Source organism: Candidatus Methylomirabilota bacterium, assembly GCA_036005065.1.
Lineage (GTDB): Bacteria > Methylomirabilota > Methylomirabilia > Rokubacteriales > DASRDR01 > DASYQW01.
The window spans coordinates 2,501-22,629 of record DASYQW010000325.1; the positions used below are offsets into that span (position 1 = coordinate 2,501).

A 20,129-nucleotide genomic window follows, 5' to 3' on the forward strand; every position below is an offset into this window, starting at 1 on the left:
AGCCACTGGCCGAGGTCGATGAGCTTGCAGGTCGTCGAGCAGAAGGGCCGAGCCGGGTTCCCCTGCCACTGGACCTCCGCTCCGCAGGTTGGACAGCGCGGGCGGCGCTCGGCGGTGGACTCGCCCGGTGACATGTCGCATCTCATCGTACGGGCGGCGGTTCGACGGGTCAACCGGCGGCTGGGTCGCGCCCCGCGACGGAGCGGGATGCCGCAAGACGCCGCCCCGGGGGGCCGATTCGCGCCCTCGTCACCGAAGCGAGAGGATTAGAAAAAGAGCCAGGTGACGACGGCGAACAGCGGCAGCAGGACCGCGCCGCTGTAGGCCAGGTAGCCGAAGAAGCTCGGCATGGCGACCTTGGCTTCCTCGGCGATCGCCTTCACCATGAAGTTCGGCGCGTTTCCGATGTACGAGTTGGCTCCCATGAAGACGGCGCCCGTGCTGATCGCCGCCAGCACCGCCTCCGACACGCCCACGACTTCGTTCGGCAGGCTCAGCCCCTGCCCGAGGGCCAGGAAGGTCAGATAGGTCGGCGCGTTGTCCAGAAACGAGGAGAGCGCCCCGGTCGCCCAGAAGAACTGCCACGGCTCCCGGACGCCGAGCTCGCTCCCGCGTGTCCGCAAGAGCTCGAGGGCCGGGATCATGGTGAGGAAGATCCCGAAAAAGAGCACGGCGACCTCCACCATCGGGTAGGCGGTGAAGCCGTTGGCGCGCCGGATCGCGCGCGGGGTCTGCCACAGCGACACGGCGCCCAGCCCCACGATGACCAGCTCCCGCCAGGGTTCCCGCAGGGCGGCGACGGCGGCCACCACGCCGAGGAGCCACAGGCTGTTCAGGGTCCCGACCAGGCGCAGGGGCTCTCTCTGGGCGCGGTCTCGCCTGATGGCGGCCAGCGGCTCCCGCGCGTGGTGGACCGAATCCCAGATGAAGTACACGAGGAGCAACGCCACCACCGTGACGAGCCAGATCCGCCACAGTCGGAACGTCCACCAGAAGGGGACACCCTGCAGGTAGCCGAGGAAGAGCGGAGGGTCCCCGAGCGGCGTCAGCAGTCCGCCGACGTTGGAGACCAGGAAGATGAAGAAGATGACGGTATGCCGGATCCGGGTGCGCTCACGGTTGGTCTGGAGGAGCGGCCGGACCAGCAGCATGGAGGCGCCCGTCGTCCCCACGAACGACGCGAAGATCGAGCCGACGGCCAGGAAGACGGTGTTGGTGAGCGGGGTGGCCTCCAGGTCGCCGGTCAGTCGGATGCCGCCCGAGATGACGTACAGCCCGGCCAGGAGGATGATGAAGGAGACGTACTCTTCACCCATCCGGACGAGCGCGTGCGGCTCGCGGGCCAGGTACAGGACCGCCGCCGGAAGCCCCAGCACGCACGCGAGCAGGAGCTTGTTCCGGTTGGATTCCCACCAATGCGGGATCCAGAGCGGGCATACCGCGATGGCCAGCAGCATCGCGACGAACGGGAAGGCCCAGTAGAGCGGCAGCAGGGTCGCGTGGCCCACGCAGCACGCTCCGGCTAACGAGCCGCGGGCCGGCCACCGCGCGCGATCCACGCGGTGCCCCGCCGGGCCCGGTGGCAGGCCGAGGGGTCTGGTCGAAGCGGGCGCACTTCGCGGTCGGATCATCGTCCAGGCCGCGCCCGGCTGTCAAGGGCGCGGCCGATGCCGTGGCTCGTCCGGACGAGGGCTCCGGCCTTCTGCTATACTTGGTGTGTTTTCCGGCAAGACACTTCCGTGAAATCCAGGAGAGGCCGATCATGAACGGGTCGCTTGCCGTGCGCCGTCGCGCTACCCTCGCGCTGCTCCCGGTTCTCCTCGTCGTGGCCCTGGTCGCCCTCCTGCCGGCCCCGGTCGCCGACGCGGCGGCCGGCGGCGGTGAGGCGAGCCTGAAGGTCCCGGACCTCGGGCAGGTCAGCTTCGGAGGGATCAACGGGCGCCCGCTGCTCATGGCCGGCCTTCTCGTCTGCGGGCTCGGCTTCGTCTTCGGCCTGGTGATCTACGGTCAGCTCAAGAACCTGCCGGTGCACGCCTCGATGCGGGAGATCTCCGAGCTGATCTACGAGACGTGCAAGACGTACCTCCTCACCCAGGGCAAGTTCCTGCTCATCCTCGAGGCGATCGTCGGCTTCATCATTCTCGTCTATTTCGGCCTGCTACTCCGGTTGGAGCCCGTGAAGGTGCTCATCATCCTCTTCTTCAGCGTCGTCGGCATCGGGGGCAGCTACGGGGTGGCCTGGTTCGGCATGCGGATCAACACGTTCGCCAATTCACGGACGGCCTTCGCCAGCCTGGAAGGGAAGCCGTTTCCGCTCTATTCGATCCCGCTCAAGGCCGGCATGAGCGTCGGGATGCTGCTCATCAGCGTCGAGCTGTTCCTGATGCTGCTCATCCTCCTCTTCATCCCCGGGGATTACGCCGGGCCCTGCTTCATCGGCTTTGCCATCGGGGAGTCTCTCGGCGCCGCCGCCCTCCGGATCGCCGGCGGCATCTTCACCAAGATCGCCGACATCGGCTCCGACCTGATGAAGATCGTCTTCAACATCAAGGAAGACGACGCGCGGAACCCGGGTGTGATCGCCGACTGCACCGGGGACAACGCGGGCGACTCGGTGGGGCCCACCGCCGACGGCTTCGAGACCTACGGCGTCACCGGCGTCGCCCTCATCTCGTTCATCCTCCTCGCCGTGAAGGATCCGCTGGTCCAGGTGCAGCTCCTGGTCTGGATCTTCGTGATGCGCATCCTCATGATCGTCGCCAGCGGCGCGTCGTACCTCATCAACGAGGCGATGGCTCGGGCCCGATACGGCGCGGCGACCACGATGAGCTTCGAGGCGCCCCTGACCTCGCTGGTGTGGCTCACCTCGATCGTGTCGGTGGCGCTCACGTACCTGGCCTCCTACGCGCTGATCGCGGGGCTGGGCGACGGGACGCTGTGGTGGAAGCTCTCGACGGTGATCACCTGCGGCACGATCGCCGGCGCGATCATTCCCGAGCTGGTGAAGGTCTTCACCTCTACCGAGTCCAAGCACGTCCGCGAGGTGGTGGCCTCGGCCCGGGAAGGGGGCGCGTCCCTGGACATCCTGTCGGGGCTGGTGGCGGGCAACTTCAGCGCGTACTGGCTCGGCATCGTGGTCGTCGTGCTGATGGGGCTGGCCTACTGGGTGAGCACGGCCGGGCTCGGCGGCATCATGATCGCGCCGGCGGTGTTCGCCTTCGGCCTGGTGGCGTTCGGGTTCCTCGGCATGGGACCGGTCACGATCGCCGTCGACTCCTACGGCCCGGTCACCGACAACGCCCAGTCGGTGTACGAGCTGTCCCTGATCGAGCAGCTGCCGAACGTGCGGCAGGAGATCCGGCAGCGCTACGGCTTCGAGGTGAACTTCGAGCAGGCCAAGCACCTGCTGGAGGAGAACGACGGCGCCGGCAACACCTTCAAGGCGACGGCCAAGCCGGTGCTGATCGGGACGGCGGTGGTGGGGGCGACGACGATGATCTTCTCGATCATCGTCGTGCTCACCCAGGGCCTGACGGTGAACGTCGACAAGCTCTCCCTGCTCCACCCACCCTTCATGCTGGGCCTCATCACCGGCGGGGCCATCATCTACTGGTTCACCGGCGCCTCCATTCAGGCGGTGACGACCGGGGCCTACCGCGCGGTCGAGTTCATCAAGGCCAACATCCGGCTGGAGGGCGTGACGAAGGCCTCGGTGACCGACAGCAAGAAGGTCGTGGAAATCTGCACCCAGTACGCCCAGAAGGGCATGTTCAACATCTTCCTCACCGTCTTCTTCTCGACCCTGGCCTTCGCGTTTCTCGAGCCCTACTTCTTCGTGGGCTACCTCATCTCGATCGCGCTCTTCGGGCTGTACCAGGCCGTCTTCATGGCCAATGCCGGAGGGGCCTGGGACAACGCGAAGAAGGTGGTCGAGGTGGACCTGAAGGAGAAAGGCACGCCGCTTCACGCCGCCACCGTGGTCGGCGACACGGTCGGGGACCCGTTCAAGGACACCTCCTCGGTGGCCATGAACCCGATCATCAAGTTCACGACGCTGTTCGGGCTGCTGGCGGTCGAGCTGGCGGTGAGCCTGACGGCCCGGCAGGGCGCTGCCTTCACCCGGACGCTGGCCGCCGTCTTCTTCGCGGTGTCGGTCGTCTTCGTCTGGCGCTCGTTTTACGCGATGCGCATCCGCGGGGGCGAGCCTGCCGCCGTGACGGCCGGCGCCCAGCGGGTGGGCGCGGTCGCCCGAGGCGAGTAGCCACCCGCCCCGATGGAGTTCCTGGTCGATGTGGCCCTCGGCCGCTACGCGCTCGACGACCTCATCCGGTGGGGTGGCTACGCCGTCCTGGTCGCGATCGTCTTCACGGAGACCGGGCTCTTGGTCGGCTTCTTCCTTCCCGGCGATTCGCTGCTGGTCACCGCCGGTCTGGTGGCGGCGACCGGCGCGCTCGACATCTGGGTGCTCAATGCGCTGCTGATCGCCGCGGCCATCGTGGGCGACAGCGTCGGGTACGCCATCGGGTATCGGACGGGGCCCCGCATCTTCCGCAAGGAGGAGTCGCGCTGGTTCTCCCGGAAGCACCTGATCCGGACCCACGAGTTCTATGAGCGCCACGGCGGCAAGACGATCGTGCTGGCGCGCTTCATCCCCATCATCCGGACCTTCGCGCCCGTGGTGGCGGGGGTCGGCCAGATGACGTACCGGCGGTTTCTCTTCTACAACGTCTTCGGCGGGATCGGCTGGGTCACCGGCCTCACCTGGGCCGGGTACGTGCTGGGACAGACCATCCCGAACATCGACCGGCACATCCATCTGGTCGTCATCGTCGTGGTGCTCCTTTCGGTGTTGCCGATCGGGATCGAGTGGTGGAAGGCGCGAGCCCGCGCTCGGCGCCGCCCCGCCATCTCCGAGCCCTGAGAGGAGAGCATGTTCCGGCTGATTCCGCGCGAGGAACGCTTCTTCGAGCTCTTCGAGCGCCAGGCCACCAACATCATCGAGTCGGCCCGGCGCCTCCGGGAGATGGTCTTCGACTTCTCGGACGCCCCGGCGAAGTCGGCCGCGATCAAGGAACTGGAGCACGTCGGGGACGTGCTGACCCACGACGTGGTGCGGAAGATCAACACGACGTTCGTCACGCCCTTCGACCGCGAAGACGTCTACGCGCTGGCGAGCCGGCTCGACGACGTGCTGGACCTGATCGAGGCCGCCGCCGATCGACTGGTCCTCTACCGCATCAAGGAGCCCACCTCGGGGGCGCGGGCCCTCACCGAGGTGATCGTGAAGACCGCCGAGGCGACCCAGGCCGCGGTCGGCTGTCTCCGCCCGTCCAAGGCGTCGTACCACGCCCACTGCGTCGAGGTGAACCGCCTGGAGAACGAGGCCGATCGGCTCCTCAAGGAGCTCATCGCCGGGCTGTTCGCCAACGTGACCGACCCGATCGAGGTCATCAAGTGGAAGGAGATCTACGAGACTCTCGAGGAAGTCACCGACCGTTGCGAGGACGTGGTAAATGTGATTGAGGGCATCATGCTCAAGATGGGGTAGGCCGGGGCGATGACCTTTGCATCACATGCGATGATCGCGTGATGGATCCGCTGGCCCTCGTCATCTTCATCATCCTGGTCGCGCTCGTCTTCGACTTCATCAACGGCTTCCACGACGCCGCCAACTCGATCGCCACCGTCGTCTCCACCCGGGTCCTGACGCCCGCTCAGGCGGTCGTCTGGGCCGCCTTCTTCAACCTCGTGGCCGCCTTCGGGTTCGGCGTGAACGTGGCGCGCACCGTCGGCAAGGGAATCGTCCATCCCGAGACCGTCGACTCCTGGGTCATCCTGGCCGGCCTGGTCGGCGCCATCGCGTGGAACCTGATCACCTGGTACGGCGGGATCCCCTCGAGCTCGTCCCACGCCCTGATCGGCGGCCTGGCGGGGGCCGCCGTGGCCAAGGCCGGGTGGGCGAGTCTGGTCCCGGCGGGACTCATCAAGACGGCGACCTTCATCGTTCTCTCGCCGCTCCTGGGGCTCCTGATCGGCTTCGCGCTGATGGTCGTGGTGACCCGGATGCTCCTGGGCACCTCGCCCAGCCGGGCGGACAAGCTGTTCCGGCGCCTCCAGCTGGTCTCGGCGGCCTTCTACAGCCTCGGCCACGGGACGAACGACGCCCAGAAGACCATGGGGATCATCGCCGGCCTGCTCTTCGCCACCGGGCACCTGGGACGGGAGTTCTTCGTGCCCTTCTGGGTCGTGATCGCGGCTCACATCGCCATCGCGCTCGGGACGCTGGCCGGAGGCTGGCGGATCGTCAAGACCATGGGGATGAGGATCACCAAGCTCAAGCCGGTCGGCGGCTTCTGCGCCGAGGCGGCCGGCGCCCTCATGCTGATCAGTACCGCCGTGGCCGGCATTCCCGTGAGCACGACACACACGATCACGGGGGCGATCGTCGGCGTCGGCAGCACGACGCGGCTGTCGGCGGTCCGGTGGGGCATCGCCGGCCGGATCGTCTGGGCCTGGATCCTGACGATTCCTGCCGCGGCTCTCATCGCAGGGTCGACGTGGGCCCTGCTCGCGCTGGTACCCTGAGGGAATGAAGCGGCGCCGCCGCCCGCTGCCGCGCTGGGTCCGCTGGGGACAGCGGGCCGTGGCGGCCCTCGTCGGGACCTTGGGCCGGGGAGTCAGCCGGCTCCCGCCCGGGGCCGGTGCCTGGCTCGGCGCCCGGCTCGGGGACGTGGCGTACTGGGCGCTTCCGGGCCGCCGGCGCGTGGCCCTGGCCAACCTCGCGCTGGCGTTCGGCCCGAGCCTCACCGACCGCGACCGCCGCGCGGTGGCGCGAGCCAGCTTCCGACACTTCGGCGTGACGGCCATGGAGTGCTGCCGCCTCTTCTTCGGCCCCCCCGGCGCCATGCTGAGCCGGCTCCGGGTCGAGGGGATCGAGCACATCAAGGCGGCCCTGGCCGAGGGACGCGGGGCGTTCTACCTGGGGGCCCACTTCGGGAACTGGGAGCTCCTGGGGGCGGCCCACATGCTGACCGGGTTCCCGCCGATGAACGTCGTCATCCGGCCGCTGGACAACCCGTTCCTGGACGCCCTGGTCGCCCGGGGCCGCGAGCGCGTCCAGCTCCGGCTGATCCCGAAGCGGGCGGCGGTCAAGGGGGTCCAGGCGGCCCTCGCCCGCGGGGAGTGTGTCGGCATCATGCTCGATCAGAACGCCGGGCGTCAGGGCGTGTTCGTCCCGTTTTTCGGGCATCTGGCCTCCACCTCCCGGAGCCTGGCCGTGCTCGCCCTCAAGACCGGGGTCCCGGTCGTCCCCGCCTTCATCCACCGCCTGGCCGACGGAGACCACCAGGTGACGGTGGAACCGGCGCTCCCCCTGGTCCGCACCGGCCGGCACGACCGCGACGTCGAGCTCAACACCGCGTGCTTCACCGAGACGATCGAGCGCCACGTCCGGGCGCACCCCGAGCAGTGGTTCTGGGTGCACCGACGCTGGAAGACGCGGCCGGCATGAACCGGTTCCCCGGGATCGCCCGGGCGGCTGCGCGGTTGGCGCTGCTCGCCCTGCTGGCCTTCCCGGCCGTCGCGGTGGCGGCGGGTCCCGCGACCGACCGGCCGGGGCCGCCGGATCGCACCGGCTCGTTCGGCCTTCTCTGGGGGCGGCTGAGTGTCGAGCAGGAATCGCCGGACGGACCCTGGACCCACCTGTCCGAGGTCGAGGTAAAGGTATACCCCTACGTGCCAGAGACCGTCGCCCAACTGGAACGGATTCGGGACAGCCTGCGAGGCTCGGGCACGGAATACGAGACCGCGGTCGGGCGACTCAAGGACGTGCTGGCGGCCCTCGAGACCCGCGTCGTCCAGGCGGCCGCGGTCGAGCGCCCACCCGCCCAGGAGGTCACCGCCGCCATGGCCGCGGCACTCGGCGCCGGTCCGGCGGAGGCGTACGCCCCTCGGCCCGACACCAGCCCGAGTGTCGCGGAGGGTCCCGTGCGCCGCCGCGTCACCGACGCGGCCGGCCTCTTCGTGTTCGAGAACCTTCCCGGGGGGGAGTGGCTCCTGGTGGCGCTCCGCGTCACCCCGTATCGGATCGGATCCGATCCCCGGCGCACCCGCCGCGCGGGCGACGTGTTCCTGCCGCGCGTGGATGGCGGTCCGGCCAAGAACGCCGAGATCTGGCTGACGCGCGTCAGCGTGCCTCCCGGCGAGCGGGTGAGGGTCATTCTGACGGACCGGGCCCGGTGGATGGCCGGTCCGCTCCGGGAGGGCGCCACCTCGCGCGAAGCGCCGGAACCGAGCCCGCCGGCGCCCGAGGTTCCCCCGGCGAAACGCTGACGGGTTTTCCCAGTAGAGAGACCCCATTATCCCAAATAGGACGCGCGGTTTTTCCGTTTGACACTCGCGCTGAGCCCGTGTTAGAAGGGGAGTGGGAAGGCCGTCCTACTAGTACCCTTTTCATCACAGTATGAGGTTACGACCGTGGTGGTGTCTGGTGCAGGGGCTGTTCGGGGTGGCGCTGGCCACCGCGATGCCCGGGCTTGCCGTCGGTTGGGGCGGCGAGCCACTGACCGTTTCCGCTCCGCCCGTCGATAACCGACAGCTCGCCTCGATCCCGGCGCCTCCCGCGCCGCCAGTGCCCCCCGGCGGGCCGGCGGTCGAACTCTCCTCGAAGGCCTCGCCCGAGGACGAGTCGGAACCCCCCCAGGTCGCTCCCCCGGTCGAGAATCCCCTGGTCTTCGACGACCCGATCTTCGATGACCCTCGGGTCGAGGTGACGGTGATCCTTCCGCCGGGGATCCCGGTCCGCGCCTATCCGATCATCATCAACGCTCCGGTCGAGGCCCTGATCGATTACTTCACGGCCCGCGAGCGCGAGCGGTTCACGCTCTGGCTCGCCCGGTCCGGGCGCTATCTCGGGATGATCCAGCGGATCTTCCGGGAGCGCGGACTGCCGGAAGAGCTTGCCTACACGGCGATGATCGAGTCCGGCTTCTCGCCCCGGGCCGTCTCCCGGGTGGGCGCTAAAGGGCTGTGGCAGTTCATGGAAGCCACCGCCCGGCGCTACGGGCTCGTGGTGAATCGGTGGGTGGACGAGCGGCTGGACCCCGTCAAGTCGACGATCGCGGCCGCCCAGTACCTGGGCGATCTCTACGGCCTGTTCGGCCACTGGTTCCTGGCGCAGGCCGCCTACAATGCCGGCGAAGGCCGGGTGGGGGGGGCGATCCAGCGGGCCAAGACGAGTGACTTCTGGGCGCTGACCCAGACGCGCCACCTACCCGAGGAGACGAAGAAGTTCGTCCCCCAGATTCTGGCCGCGACCGTCATCGTCCGGGCCCCCGATCGCTATGGCTTCGAGGTGAGCCGGGAGGCTCCCCTGGCCTACGACGAAGTGGCGGTCAAGCGGGTCATCGATCTCGAAACGGTGGCGGCTCTCGCCGAGGTGCCCGTCGATGATGTCCGGGAGCTCAACCCGGCGCTCCGCGGCGGCGTCACCCCCCCCTTCGGCGGGTACGCGCTGCGTCTCCCGGAAGGCACGGGCTCTCGTTTCGAGGCCGCCCTCCAGGCGGCGCCTGCCACTCGACTCGTCTCCTGGGGACTCCACCGGGTCGCCCGTAACCAGAGCCTCGCCGAAATTGCCCGGATGTACCGCGTGACCCCTCAGCGTCTGGCGGAGATCAACCAGCTCACCGGCGGCCGCCTGCGGGGAGTGACGGAGCTCCTCGTCCCCGTCTCGAACCGGCTGGTGGCGGTCAAGGCTGTGCCCGGCCGCCCGGCCGTCTCCAGGCCAGCCAAGTCCGTCCCCGCGATCCGGCGTGGTCCGGTGGCCGCGAAGGTCACGCCGCGTCTGGCCGCGGGCCTCGGGGACCGGCTCAAGGCTCCCTGAGTTCAGACGGAGAGGGTGTCGGCACACCCCTCCGAGACCTCCCCCGAGGATCGTCGCGGCGGCAGAGGCCGCCGCTCGGAGTACGCGGGGGGGGACCCCTCGACGCCCGCGCCGGTTACAGTCAATCGACGATGGCCCTGAGGCCGGTCGCCCGGCTGAGCTCCGCCGACATCCCCATCGCCTCGAACAGCGCCACGGCCGCCGCCAGCTCCGCTCGTGCCGGCTCTGGCCGGCGTAGCCTGGCGTAGAGCGCACCCAGACCGAGGCGGCACCGCGCGGCCAGTGGCCGCATCCCGAGCTCGTCGGCCACGGCGATGGCCTCCTGATAGCGCGTCTGGGCCGGCTCGAGGACCGGCGGATCGGGACAGGCCGCCAGCTCGGCGAGCAGGCGCAAGGCATAGGCCTGGTGTCCGCGCTCGCGGTGGCCGCGAGAGAGCTCGAGGGCCTGCGCGGCCATCCGGGCAGCCTCCTCCTCCCGGCCGGCCAGGAGATATGCCTCGCCCAAGTGGGTCGTGCGGAGCGCGTGGCCGGCCCCGCGTCGGAGCGTGGTCTCCGCCACCGCCTGCTCGAGGAGAGGGAGTGCGGCGGAGAGCCGGCCCGAGAGCGCGTAAGCGTAGCCGAGGGGCGACGCCATCCCGGGAAACCAGATGGACAGCTCGCCGCTCCGGCACAGGGGAAGTCCCTGCTCCAGTGCCCGAATGGCCCGGTCGAGGGCGCCCTGGCGCAGGTGAAGGAGGCCGAGCCCCAGGTAGGCGAGGATCCAGTCGAACGGCTGGGCGAACGCTTCGGCTTCCCGGACGGCCTCCTCGGCGCGAGCCTGGCCTTCGGGGAACTCGCCCAACTCGGCGAGGCACCAGACGAGCCAGAGCCGCGAGAGCAGGAGGACGGCAGGTTGCCCGAGGCCCTTGGGCGCCGAAACCCCGGTAAAGCCGGTGACGGTTCGCCGGGTGCAGTCGCGGGCCCGGCGATACTCGCCGATGTCCGCGTAGAGCTGGGACAGGTAGAAGTTCGTCGAGAGCTCGAGGCCGGAATCCCCGACGGCCGCCGCCAGGGCCAGGGCGCGCTCCCCCGACTCGATCGCCCGGTCGTGGTCGCGGGTGGCCAGGAAGTAATTCGTCAGGTACGAGTGGACCCGCCCCAGTCGTGACCGATCCCCCAGCGCCTCGGCCACGGCTTCGGCCGTCCGGAGGTGCTCGAGGATGCGCCGGGAGTCGCCCAGCGCAAAGAGCGAGTTGCGGAGATCGAACCGGAGGTCGACGGCCCGGGTGAGCGTGTCCGGGCTCTCGGGCAGATGCGCGAGAGCGGCCAGCGCCTGCTCGAAGCACACGACGGCTTCCCGATGCGCGAACCGCGTGCCGGCCTTCACTCCGGACTGCCGCAGATACGCCACGGCCTTGTCCCACACCTCGCCGCCGACGGCGTGGTGCGCCAGCCGTTCGACGTGCTCCGCCAGGCGCCCGGCGGCGAGCCTCTCGAGACTCTCCAGGATCCGGGCGTGAAGGGCGCGCCGGCGCTCGTGCAGGAGAGTCCCGTAGGCCACCTCGTGCGTGAGGGCATGCCTGAAGGTGTATTCGAGGTCCGGAAAGAGAGCGGCCTCGTAGAGGAAGTCGGCGGCCCGGAGCCGCTCGAGTCCGCGGCGGAGCGAATCCGCCGGGAGGTCGGCGATGCCCTCGAGGAGCCGGCGGGGGACGTCCTTGCCGATGACGGACGCGGCCTGGAGCAGCCGCTTCTCTTCGGGGGGGAGCCGGTCGATGCGGGCAGCCAGCACGGCCTGAACGGTGGCCGGCACCTGAATGGCCTGGAGCGGTTGGGCGAGCCGATACGCGCCGCGCTCACCGGCGAGGACCCGGGACTCGGCCAGGGCCCGGACGCTCTCCTCCAGGAAGAACGGATTGCCCTCTGTGCGCTCGATGAGCAGCGCCTTCAGCGGCTCGAGGCTCGGGTGATCGCCCAGGATCTCCCGGAGCAGAGCCTCGGCGCTCACCGAGGGCAGCGGGTCGATCCGGAGCTGAGTGTAGGAGGACTGGCTCCCCCATCGGTGCTGGTATTCGGGCCGGGAACTGATCAGGAGGAGGAGCCGAGCCGTCGGCAGGCTCTCGACGAGGCGATCGAGGACGGCCTGGGACCCCGCGTCGATCCAGTGGAGATCCTCGACGACCAGCAAGAGGGGTTGGGCCTGGGCTTCGCGGAGCAGTACGCGTTTGACGGCTTCCAGAATCTGCTCGCGCCGCTGGGCCGCGTCGAGCGCCTCCCAGGCCGGGTCCTCGGTCGGCACCTCCAGGAGCGCGAGCAGAGCCGGGAGCGCTGGCGCGAGAGCCCGGTCCAGCGCGAAGAGCTGGCCGGTGACCTTCTCGCGGATGCCCGGCGCGTCATCCCGGTCGTCGATCCGAAAGCGCGCCCGCAGCAGGTCGACGAGGGGCCGATAGGGTGCGGCCGTCCCGTACGCCACCGGACCGCTCTCGAGGGTAAGCCAGCCCTGCGTCTCGGCGGAGTGCGTGAACTCCCAGAAGATGCGGGACTTCCCGACCCCCGCCTCGCCGACGAGGGCCACGACCTGCCCACGGCCCTCGCCCGCCCGCTCCAGGGCGCGCCGGAGCATGGTAAGCTCGGCCTCCCGTCCGACGAAGCGCGTGAGGCCGCGAGCCGCCGCCGCCTGCAGGCGGGTCCGGGTAGGGCCGGCCCCGATCAGGTCGAAGACCTCGAGCGGCCGGGGCAGCCCCTTGACCGGGACCGGCCCCAGCGGAGTCGCCGTGACGAAGCCCTCGGCGAGCCGGAGGGTCTCGGCGGTGAGGCGAATCCCGCCCGGCGGGGCCAGCTGTTCCATTCGGCCGGCCAGGTGTGTGGTCTGGCCGACGGCCGTGTAGTCCATGTGGAGGTCGTTTCCGATCGCGCGGACCACCACCTCGCCCGAATTGAGGCCCACGCGAACGTGGAGGTCGAGGCCGTGCGCGTGCTGGAGGCCGTCGGCGTACCGGCGGATCGCGACTTGCATGGCCAGGGCGGCGTAGCAGGCGCGCACCGCGTGATCCTCGTGGGCGACCGGTGCGCCGAACAAGGCCATGATGCCGTCGCCGAGGACTTGGTTGACCGTGCCCTCGTAGCGGTGAACGGCTTCCATCATGGCATGGAGGGCCGGATCGAGGAGGGCGCGGGCCTCCTCGGGATCGCGATCCCGCAGGAGCTCGAGCGAGCCCTGGATGTCGGCGAAGAGCACGGTCACCTGCTTGCGCTCGCCTTCGAGCGCGACCCGAGAGGTCAGGATCTTCTCGGCCAGATGGAGCGGGGTGTAGTCCCGCGGGGAGGGCGAAGGGCCGGCCGGCGTCAGCGCCCGGCCGCAACTCTTGCAGAACTTGGCGCCCAGGCGGTTCGGCGTTCCGCAGGCGGGGCACGCCGCTTCCAGGCGAGCCCCGCATTCATCGCAGAACCCCGCATCGGACGGGTTCGAGTGGCGACAGCTCGGGCACGGAATCGCCGACACTATGGCGTCAGATCGAGCGCCTCGACGATCCGGGAGAACGGAATCTGCGCCGTCTCGTTCAACTCCTTGACGAGCTGCGGGTTCGGCGCCTCGAAGAGGCACATGCAGCGGGACTCGCCGGGCACGAACGTGCTGCGGATGTATCGGACGTTCTTCCCCTCGGCCGTCAGCCGGCGCCCCGTCTCGATTGCCGCCCGCTGGGCGGCCCCCAGCTGCTCCAGCGTGATGCCCTTCAGATCGCGCTCGACCATGTAGACAGCCATCGCGGACCTCCTGGTTGGGTGAGGTGGGGTCAAGGGGTAGGCTAGGCGGCGCTCCGCCGCCTGTCAAGCCGGGGCCGGATGGCCGGGGCCGGATTGACAAGGCCAGGTCAGCCCCCGATAATGCGCCTGCGGTCGGGGGTGCCCAGCGGGCCCGGGCGCCGCCGCCACCCGCCGTCATCCGTGAAGATCGAGGTGCGCCTCTTTGCCAACCTCGCCGACTATCTCCCTCCGGGGACCGGGGGAGGCACGGCGATCCTCGAGGTGCCAGCCGACACGACGCTCGGCGAGCTCGCCCGCGGCCTCGCCATTCCCGACGAGTTGCCCCGCCTCATGCTCGTGAACGGTCACGACGCCGCCCCCGATCGGCGACTCGCGCCCGGCGACGTGGTCAGCATCTTTCCGCCGCTGGCGGGTGGATAGCCGGGCCGCCCCGCGTCTCCCATGACGGCGCCGCTCACCCCCGACGTCCTCGACGTCCCGCTCGCGAGCGCCCTTTACCGGACCATGCTCCGGATCCGGCGGGTCGAGGAGCGGATCCGTGACCTCTACGCCGCCGGTCGCCTGCCGGGGTTCATCCACCTCTCCATCGGTCAGGAAGCCGTGGCGGCCGGGGCGTGCGCGCCGCTCCGGCGGGACGACACGGTGACCAGCACGCACCGGGGGCACGGCCATTACCTGGCGAAGGGGGGATCCCTCCGGGGGCTCGTCGCCGAGCTCTATGGCAAGGCGACCGGCTGCTGTCGGGGCAAGGGGGGGTCGATGCACATCGCCGACGTGGCCGCGGGGTACCTGGGAGCGAACGGGGTCCTGACGGCCGGCCTGCCCCTGGCGTGCGGGGCCGCGCTCTCGGCCAGGATGCGGGGCACCGATCAGGTCTGTCTGGCCTTCTTCGGCGACGGCGCCGCCAATCGCGGGCCCTTCCACGAGGCCGTGAACCTGGCCGCCGCCTGGGCGCTGCCCGTCGTCTTCCTGTGCGAGAACAACGGCTGGGCGTCGTCGACGGCATTCGCCGCCGCCACGGCGGGCGGCTCGATCGCGGGCCGCGCCGCCGGCTACGGGATCGTCGGTCTCAGCCTGGACGGAAACGAGGCCCTCACGGTCCATGCGGCGGTGGCCGCCGCGGTGGCTCGGGCCCGCGCGGGGGGCGGCCCCTCGCTCCTGGAAGCCCGCACCATTCGCTGGCAGGGCCACTTCGAGGGCGACCCCCAGGTCTATCGCGAGAAGACCGAGGTGCTGGACGGCCGGCGGGCGGACCCGCTCGGGCGCCTGGCGGAGCGGCTCCGGACCGCCTCCACCTGGGACGAGCGCTGGGCCAAGGAGGTGGAGGAGACGATCCTCGCCGAGATCGACGACGCCGTCGCATTCGCCGAGGCGAGCCCGGACCCCGAGCCCGCGGCGGCGTTCACCGACCTGTTCGTGCGCGACGTCGAGGACCGCCGGCGCCCCGGTGGGCCATGACCGACCTGACATATGCCGACGCCCTCAACGCGGCCCTCCAGGAAGAGATGGCCCGCGACGATCGCGTCTACCTCATCGGCGAGGACATCGGGGCCGGCCTGCCGTTCGGTGTCACCCGGGGGCTCCGGGAGCGGTTCGGTGGCGGGCGGGTCCTCGACGCCCCGATCTCGGAGGCCGCCATCGTCGGGTCGGCGGTGGGAGCCGCGATGACGGGGATGCGCCCGGTCGTCGACATGCACTTCGCCGACTTCGTGACGTGCGCGATGGACGAGGTCGTGAACCAGCTCGCGAAGACGCGGTACATGTTCGGCGGGCAGTGTGCCTTTCCGCTGACGCTCCGGATGCCCTACGGCATCGGGAAGTCGGCCGGCGGTCACCACTCGAACTCGGTCGAGGCCTGGTTTCTCAACACTCCCGGGCTCAAGCTCTGCATCCCCTCGACCCCGGCCGACGCCAAGGGGCTCCTGAAGACCGCCATCCGGGACGACGACCCCGTGCTGGTGTTCGAGCCGCGCGGCCTCTACCGTCTGAGCGGGCCGGTGCCGGACGGCGAGTACCTCACCCCCCTCGGCCGGGCCGAGATCAAGCGCCCGGGCCGGGATGCGACCGTCATCGCGACCGCCCGGATGGTGCACCTGGCCCTCGAGGCGGCCTCATGGCTGGCGGGTGAAGGCATCGAGGTGGAGGTCGTGGACCCCCGGAGCCTGGTGCCACTCGACCGCGAGACGCTCGTCGGCTCGGTCGCCCGAACCCACCGGGTCGTCATCGCCGAGGAGGGCCCGCGGCGGGGTGGGGTGGGCGGCCACCTGGCCTGGGTCATCATGGAGGACGCCTTCGACGAGCTCGATGCCCCCATCGAGCGGGTAGCCTCGGCCGACGTGCCCGTCCCCTTCGCTCCCGTCCTGGAGGCCGCCGTCAGCCCCCGGGTCGATGCCATCGTGGCCGCCGTCCGCCGGACGCTCGGCCTCGCTCCCTGAGCCGGAAGGAGGCAATGCCCATGCGCCGAATCGTGGTGCTCATGCTCGCGGTCACGGCGGTCGTGGTCGCCCTCGGGCCGGTCCCGCCTGTCGGCGGCGCCGCTTACAAGGCCGAGTTCAAGATGTCGCTGGTCGTCAACGACCAGAGCCCCTGGGGTCAGGCGGCGATCAGGTTCGCCGATCTCGTGAAGGAACGCACCCAGGGGCGCATGACCGTGAAGAACTACTTCGCCGGCCAGCTCTTCGCCGGCAAGCAGACCAACGAGTTCTTGCTCCTCCACCAGGGCGTCGCCGACTTCGCCATGGGGTCGACGATCAACTGGTCGCCCCAGGTGAAAGAGCTGAACCTCTTCGCCCTGCCGTTCCTGTTCCCGAGCTACAAGGCCGTCGACGCCGTGGAGGCCGGGGAACCCGGGAAGCGCCTGTTCAGGCTGATCGAGGACAAGGGCGTCGTCCCCCTCGCCTGGGGAGAAAACGGCTTCCGGGAGCTCACGAACAGCAAGCGCGCGGTCAAGCGGCCCGAGGACCTCGAAGGCCTGAAGGTCCGCGTGGTCGGCTCGCCGATCTTCATCGAGATCTTCCGGGCGCTCGGGGCCAATCCGGTCAACATGAACTGGGGCGAGGCCCAGACGGCGTTCCAGCAGGGGACGGTGGACGGCCAGGAGAACCCGATCGCCTCGGTCATCATCCCCTACAAGCTCTGGCAGGTGCACAAGCACATCACCTTCTGGGAGTACGCCATCGACCCCGTGATCCTGGCCGCCAGCGGGGAAACCTGGAAGAGCCTGAGCCCCGAGGACCGCGACATCGTCCGGAAGGTCGGGGACGAGGTCATGGCCTGGGAGAAGAAGGCCGCCCGGGAGGGCCTGGAGGGGGCCATGACCGCGCTCGACACCCTCAAGAAGAGCGGGATGGAGGTGATCCAGCTCACCCCGGAGCAGCTCAAGGCGTTCCGGGACAAGACCCGCCCCGTCTACGACAAGTGGACGGCGGAGATCGGCGCAGAGCTGGTCCGGAGCACGGAGAAGATCGTCGAGGGCGCGAAGTAGCGCGTGCCGAGGGTGGCCGGGTCCTGATGCCCTGATGCGAGTCCGGGATCTGGCCGATCGCGCGGAGGAGCTCGTGGCGGGGACGATCCTCGCCGCGATGGCGACCCTGGCGATGGCCAACGTCGTCACCCGCTACTTCATCCGGTACTCGCTGGCCTTCACGGAGGAGCTCGAGGTCGCCGGGCTGGTGTGGGTCACGATGCTCGGCGCCGCCATCGGGTTCCGCGAGGCAGCGCACCTCGGCTTCGACGTGCTCCGCGCGCGGCTTCCCCGCTGGCCCCGCCGCCTGCTGACGATCACCGGCACCGCGCTGACCGTCTCCGCCTGCCTCGTCTTGATCTGGGGCGGGTGGCGCCAGATCCTGGCCGAGCGCGCGCTCTCCACCACCTCCGAGGCCCTCGGGCTCCCGCAGTGGCTCTACACCGCGGGCGTCCCGGCGGGGGCGGGGCTGATCGTCCTCCGGGCCCTTCAGGCGCTCCGTCGCGATCTGGGCCGCCCGCCCTGAGAGCCCGTACAGCAGTCGATGGAGGGCGGGCTGTGCGGGGACGACGGGACGCCGCGGGCTACCCGAGTTGAGCTGATGGAGGTCGCGGGCCTGTGGTTCTTCGGGCTCTTCGCGCTCCTCCTGGCGCTCGGCCTGCCGGTGGCCATCGGGCTGGGCGTGGCCAGCATCGCCGTCATCTGGCTCTTCGACCTCGGGATGGCCGGGATCAGCCCGACGTTTTACTCGAATCTGGCCAAGTTCCAGCTGCTCGCTATCCCGTTCTTCATCCTGGCCGGACTCATCCTGGAGCGCTGCGGGATCTCGCGCCGGCTGGTGGATCTGGTGAGCCTCCTGGTCGGCCCGGTCCACGGCGGCCTGGCACTGGTCGCGGTGGTCTGCTGCGTCTTCTTCGCGGGGATCTCGGGGTCGGGCCCCGCCGACACCGCCGCCCTCGGTACCGTGCTGATCCCGGCCATGGTCGCGCGCGGCTACGCGCGGCCGTTTGCTTCCGCGCTCATCGCGTCGGGCGGCTCCATCGCGATCATCATCCCGCCCTCGATCGCCTTCATCGTCTACGGCGTGATCACCAACACCTCGATCCCGGCCCTGTTCGCCGCCGGCGTGTTCCCCGGCCTGGTGGTGGGCGCCTGCCTGGCGCTTCCCGCCTACCTGTACGCCCGGCGCCACGGCTGGCGGGGCGAGCGCTGGGGGACGCCGGCCGAGATCTGGCGGGCGTTCCGCGACTCGATCTGGGGACTCCTCGCCCCGCTGATCATCCTGGGCGGCATCTACGGGGGCGTCTTCACGCCGACCGAAGCGGCCATCGTGGCCGTCTTCTATGGCCTCCTGGTGGGCGGGCTCGTGTACCGCACGCTGACCTGGGCCGGGCTCGGGTCGATCATCCGCGAAGCGGTGGTGGCGTCGGCCGTGGTGATGCTCATCGTCGGCTTCGCCGGGCTCTATTCCTGGGCCGGGTCGACCCTGGGCCTTCTCGACCGCATCACCGCCGCCATCCTGTCCGTCTCCCAGGACCCGCGGGTCGTGATCTGGCTGATCAACCTGCTCGTCTTCCTGGCCGGCTACCTCCTCGACGGCATCTCGATCTTCTACATCTTCACGCCGATCTTCATGCCGCTGGTGGCCCGCTTCGGCTGGGACCCGGTCTGGTTCGGCGTCGTGCTCACGGTGAACATCGCCATCGGCCAGGTGACGCCGCCGGTGGCCGTGAACCTCTACGTGGCCGCGAACGTGGGCCGGCTCTCCTTCGGGGAGATCTCGCGCGCGGTCTGGCCGTTCGTCGGCGCCATGCTGCTGGCCCTCGGCATCGTGACGCTCTGGCCGGAGCTCTCGCTCTGGCTGCCCCGGGCGTTCAGGCTCGGCTGAGGCCTCTCGGGAGGGGGTGTCGGAACACCCCCTCCGAGGCCTCCCCCGAAGAATCGTTGCGGCGGCAAAGGCCGCCGCTCGGAGTGGGCTACGCAGTGGTCGGCGGTGGTGTATCGGGCCCGAGGTCTTTTCACCCAACGCCGAGATCGCGCGGCGTCCCTTGACAGGCCGCGCGGCTCCGGCTAACGTCCCCACCGATCGCTCACGCTCGAACCACGGGGAGGACCTCATGCGACACGCGCGCTGGCGCCGGAATCTCGCGGCGCTCGGCGGGCTGTGGGTCGGACTGGCAGGGGTGACCGCCGCCGGGACGCCGGGCGCGCCCTCGTCGTCGGCAGCCCCCGTACCGGACGTCGTGATCGGGGCCGACGCCCCCGCGCCCGCCGCCGGCGTCGACGTGCGGTTCGTCGGGTTGAACCAGGGCGAGGGCGGGGGGCTCGCGGCGCCGGACCCCGCGTTAGCGGCGAGCGTGACGCGCGTCCTGGAGGCGACGAACAGCGCCGTCCGCCTCTTCACGCCGGCTGGCGGCGTCCTCCAGACCCGGACCCTGAACGGCTTCTTCGGCGCTCCGGGTGCGGGGCCGGCCAGCCTGCTCCACGACCCGCGGGCCTACTTCGACCGGCTCGGCCCGCACCGACGGGTCTACGTGCTCGCCGCCCAGCGGAGCGAGGCGCCGCGCACCAGCCGGCTCTGGCTGGCCGTGTCGCGGAGCGCCGAGCCGGCGGATCTCGGCTCGGCGCGCTTCCCCCTGCTCGCCGTCACGCCGGCGGGGGCGTGTGCCCTCGGGGACGAGGGCGCCGGCGGCTACTTCGGAGCCCAGGTCGACCCGGGGCTCCGGCGGTTCTGGGTCGCCGGCGAGCGGGCCGTCACCCTCGGGGGCACGTGCCAGTGGCAGACCTGGGCGGCTCGCATCGCTCCCTGAGCGACCGGCCACTCGCCTCCGGAACGGTCCGGACCGTGCCGCCTTCCCGGCCGTGAGTTCCTGCCAGCGCCTGGCCCGCCACGCGGTCCTCCTCGGCCTGGTCGCGTGCGCATGGGGCGCCGCCGACGCCGCCCCGGTCGCCGTTCGCTTCCCCGAGGGCTCTGTCCGGGGCTTCCTCGTCCTGCGCTCGGCCGCGGGCGACCTCCTGGCCGACGGTGAGCTGCTCCAGGTCCCG

General features: G+C 70.4%; 19 protein-coding genes (1 of these 19 cut by a window edge). 15 read left to right on the plus strand and 4 right to left on the minus strand.

All coding sequences use genetic code 11. The features are described from left to right. A protein-coding gene (locus VGW35_21840) for a DNA gyrase inhibitor YacG (protein HEV8310314.1) crosses the window boundary here: on the minus strand, positions 1-134 show its 5' portion. The gene continues 91 nt to the left of window position 1, outside the view; only the first 134 of its 225 coding nucleotides appear in the window; its start codon is at positions 132-134; its stop codon lies off the left edge, out of view. 132 nt (positions 135-266) lie between these two features. Next, complete coding sequence (locus VGW35_21845) at positions 267-1,508, minus strand: sodium:proton antiporter (GenBank protein HEV8310315.1); 1,242 nt, start codon at positions 1,506-1,508, stop codon at positions 267-269. Between the two features lie 317 nt (positions 1,509-1,825). Here VGW35_21845 and VGW35_21850 point away from each other — a divergent pair, with 317 nt between their 5' ends. The 7 genes from VGW35_21850 to VGW35_21880 all read left to right on the plus strand — a co-directional run bounded on the left by VGW35_21850 (position 1,826) and on the right by VGW35_21880 (position 9,880). After that, on the plus strand, positions 1,826-4,261 hold the full coding sequence (locus tag VGW35_21850) for a sodium-translocating pyrophosphatase (protein ID HEV8310316.1): 2,436 nt from the start codon (positions 1,826-1,828) through the stop codon (positions 4,259-4,261). 12 nt (positions 4,262-4,273) lie between these two features. Continuing rightward, a complete protein-coding gene (locus VGW35_21855; protein HEV8310317.1) occupies positions 4,274-4,921 on the plus strand; it encodes a VTT domain-containing protein in 648 nt (215 codons plus the stop codon). 9 nt (positions 4,922-4,930) lie between these two features. Then, positions 4,931-5,548 carry a DUF47 family protein gene (locus VGW35_21860; GenBank protein HEV8310318.1) on the plus strand — a complete coding sequence of 206 codons (618 nt, stop codon included), beginning with the start codon at positions 4,931-4,933 and terminating at the stop codon, positions 5,546-5,548. A gap of 41 nt (positions 5,549-5,589) precedes the next feature. Beyond that, positions 5,590-6,585 (plus strand): inorganic phosphate transporter, encoded by a 996-nt coding sequence (locus VGW35_21865; GenBank protein ID HEV8310319.1) that lies wholly within the window; start codon positions 5,590-5,592, stop codon positions 6,583-6,585. 4 nt (positions 6,586-6,589) lie between these two features. Beyond that, the gene (locus tag VGW35_21870) at positions 6,590-7,510 is read left to right on the plus strand and encodes a lysophospholipid acyltransferase family protein (protein HEV8310320.1); all 921 of its coding nucleotides are present in this window, start codon (positions 6,590-6,592) and stop codon (positions 7,508-7,510) included. Then, positions 7,507-8,331 carry a hypothetical protein gene (locus VGW35_21875; protein ID HEV8310321.1) on the plus strand — a complete coding sequence of 275 codons (825 nt, stop codon included), beginning with the start codon at positions 7,507-7,509 and terminating at the stop codon, positions 8,329-8,331. The genes VGW35_21870 and VGW35_21875 overlap by 4 nt, the downstream gene beginning before the upstream one ends. A 130-nt stretch (positions 8,332-8,461) precedes the next feature. Next, entirely contained in the window at positions 8,462-9,880 is a 1,419-nt protein-coding gene (locus VGW35_21880; protein ID HEV8310322.1) for a transglycosylase SLT domain-containing protein, read from the plus strand. A gap of 121 nt (positions 9,881-10,001) precedes the next feature. On the opposite strand, the gene VGW35_21885 is transcribed toward VGW35_21880, so the two are convergent. Both VGW35_21885 and VGW35_21890 read right to left on the minus strand, forming a co-directional pair. Beyond that, the gene (locus VGW35_21885) at positions 10,002-13,358 is read right to left on the minus strand and encodes an AAA family ATPase (GenBank protein HEV8310323.1); all 3,357 of its coding nucleotides are present in this window, start codon (positions 13,356-13,358) and stop codon (positions 10,002-10,004) included. Beyond that, positions 13,358-13,621, minus strand: coding sequence for a DUF4242 domain-containing protein (locus tag VGW35_21890; GenBank protein HEV8310324.1), 264 nt, complete (start codon positions 13,619-13,621; stop codon positions 13,358-13,360). The genes VGW35_21885 and VGW35_21890 overlap by 1 nt, the downstream gene beginning before the upstream one ends. Before the next feature lie 180 nt (positions 13,622-13,801). On the opposite strand from VGW35_21890, the gene VGW35_21895 reads away from it, so the two are divergent. The 8 genes from VGW35_21895 to VGW35_21930 form a co-directional block, all read left to right on the plus strand. After that, complete coding sequence (locus VGW35_21895; GenBank protein HEV8310325.1) at positions 13,802-14,041, plus strand: MoaD/ThiS family protein; 240 nt, start codon at positions 13,802-13,804, stop codon at positions 14,039-14,041. A 21-nt stretch (positions 14,042-14,062) separates the two neighbouring features. Continuing rightward, positions 14,063-15,079 (plus strand): thiamine pyrophosphate-dependent dehydrogenase E1 component subunit alpha, encoded by a 1,017-nt coding sequence (locus tag VGW35_21900; protein HEV8310326.1) that lies wholly within the window; start codon positions 14,063-14,065, stop codon positions 15,077-15,079. After that, positions 15,076-16,056, plus strand: a complete 981-nt coding sequence (locus VGW35_21905; protein ID HEV8310327.1) for an alpha-ketoacid dehydrogenase subunit beta — start codon at positions 15,076-15,078, stop codon at positions 16,054-16,056. The genes VGW35_21900 and VGW35_21905 overlap by 4 nt, the downstream gene beginning before the upstream one ends. Before the next feature lie 20 nt (positions 16,057-16,076). After that, positions 16,077-17,105 carry a DctP family TRAP transporter solute-binding subunit gene (locus VGW35_21910; GenBank protein HEV8310328.1) on the plus strand — a complete coding sequence of 343 codons (1,029 nt, stop codon included), beginning with the start codon at positions 16,077-16,079 and terminating at the stop codon, positions 17,103-17,105. Between the two features lie 34 nt (positions 17,106-17,139). Continuing rightward, positions 17,140-17,610, plus strand: a complete 471-nt coding sequence (locus tag VGW35_21915; protein HEV8310329.1) for a TRAP transporter small permease — start codon at positions 17,140-17,142, stop codon at positions 17,608-17,610. Positions 17,611-17,685: 75 nt separating this feature from the next. Further along, positions 17,686-18,972, plus strand: coding sequence for a TRAP transporter large permease (locus VGW35_21920; GenBank protein HEV8310330.1), 1,287 nt, complete (start codon positions 17,686-17,688; stop codon positions 18,970-18,972). A 229-nt stretch (positions 18,973-19,201) separates the two neighbouring features. After that, complete coding sequence (locus tag VGW35_21925) at positions 19,202-19,894, plus strand: hypothetical protein (protein HEV8310331.1); 693 nt, start codon at positions 19,202-19,204, stop codon at positions 19,892-19,894. Positions 19,895-19,946: 52 nt separating this feature from the next. Beyond that, the coding region (locus VGW35_21930) for a hypothetical protein (protein ID HEV8310332.1) at positions 19,947-20,129 on the plus strand (183 nt) is incomplete at its 3' end.